Origin of the sequence: Bradyrhizobium sp. 21, assembly GCF_023073335.1 — a bacterium.
GTDB lineage: Bacteria > Pseudomonadota > Alphaproteobacteria > Rhizobiales > Xanthobacteraceae > Bradyrhizobium.
Map to the genome: position 1 here is coordinate 1 of NZ_JADPJG010000020.1, position 1,660 is coordinate 1,660.

Annotated in this window: 1 protein-coding gene; it reads left to right on the forward strand. The window is 56.0% G+C overall.

Going from position 1 to position 1,660, the window contains the following annotated elements:
- The first annotated feature begins 101 nt into the window (after positions 1 to 101).
- Entirely contained in the window at positions 102 to 1,628 is a 1,527-nt protein-coding gene (locus tag IVB31_RS20170; protein WP_247325624.1) for a serine hydrolase, read from the forward strand.
- Positions 1,629 to 1,660: the final 32 nt, after the last annotated feature.

Sequence of the window (1,660 nt, forward strand, 5' to 3'; positions counted from 1 at the left end):
GGGCCAGAGCCAGACATTCATTGGACTCGATCCAAGTCAAATTTCAATCTAGGATAGCGCGGAAACTGGCGACCAGCTGGGAGGAGCATATGCGGATTAGAATGCTGATGCTTGCGGTGATGGCCGCGAGCTTAGGCGGGCTTGGTTCGTTCGCTAAGGCTGACGATCCAAACCTCCAGGAAGTCCTCTGGCCGACTAAATCTTGGCAAACTTCGAGCCCCGAACAGCAGGGGATGGACTCAGCCAGACTGGCTCGGTTGATAGAGGCTGTCGGCACCTATAAGCAGGACAGTCTTACGATCATTCGCCACGGAAGGATCGTGGCCGATGCTTATTACGCTCCCTATGTCCCCGATGTCAGTCACGATTTGAGGTCCGTGACCAAGAGCGTGGTCGGCACGCTGACCGCTATTCTGCTGAAGAAGGGCAATCTCGACAGCGTCGATCATCCGGTGGTCGATCTGTTGTCGGAAAAGCAAATCCAGGAGATGGACACCAGGAAAAAGTCGATCACAGTCCAGAACCTTCTGGACATGAACTCGGGCATCGAATGGGTTGAGAAGCTCTATACGCCCGAGGAGACGATCATGAGGATGTACGAAAGCCCCAATCGTACGGCCTTTGTGCTGAGCCAACCCATGGCAAACGCGCCTGGTGCGAGCTTCTACTACAATAGCGGCAACCCCTATCTTCTCTCCTCGCTCATCACCCGGACGACCGGACAGAGCGCATTTGATTTTGCCAAGAAGGAGTTGTTCGAGCCGCTCGGCATCAAGAGCGCAAAATGGGGAAAGGTGGATGCGCAGGGCGTAACGGACGGCGAAGCGGGTCTTTCCCTGTCGCCCCACGACATGGCCAGGATCGGTTACCTCTACCTTCACAACGGCCAATGGGACGGAAAGCAGATCATCCCGCCATCATGGGTGGAGCGGGCCCAATCGGGTCCAGTCGATGCGACCTTTGGCTTCCACTACGGAAATTTGTGGTGGTCGTATCCCGAAAAGGGCGCCTACATGGCGCGCGGCCGCCATTCGCAGCTGATCCTCGTGATTCCGAAACTTGATGTCGTCGTTACGATGACCGGGTTTCTGAATGACACGGAATTCTATTCGGCGTCGGGATTGATCGACGACATCTCCAGCGCGGTCAAATCCGATCGGCCGTTGCCGGATAATCCCCGCGCACAGGCGTTGTTGGCCAAGGCCATCCACCGCGCTGCCGAGGACAAGCCTTACGTCGTCGGCAACATACCGGAATTGGCCAAGTCCATCTCGGGCAAGGTCTACGGTTTCGCCGACAACAAGCTTCACGTGAAGAGCTTCACGCTCAACTTCTATGAGTCGGACTCGTCATGGGTGATTACCACCTTTGGCGAGCCTGGGAGAAACCGGTTTACGGGACTGGTCGGGCTGGATGGTTTATATCGAAAAAGCCCTCCGGCGGGATATGGTATCAATGCCGCACGGGGGCGCTGGACCAGCGAACATACGTTTGTGATGGAACGCCGGATTTTAGGGCACAGCGAAACTCAGACCTGGGCGCTGACCTTCGATGGCGACAAGGTGACGGTGAATTTCGAAAACACTGATGGCTTCAAGGCAGAACTTCACGGCGAGACAAGCGAATAAATACAGTAGAGCCGAAGTTCGGCTCCGGGTCA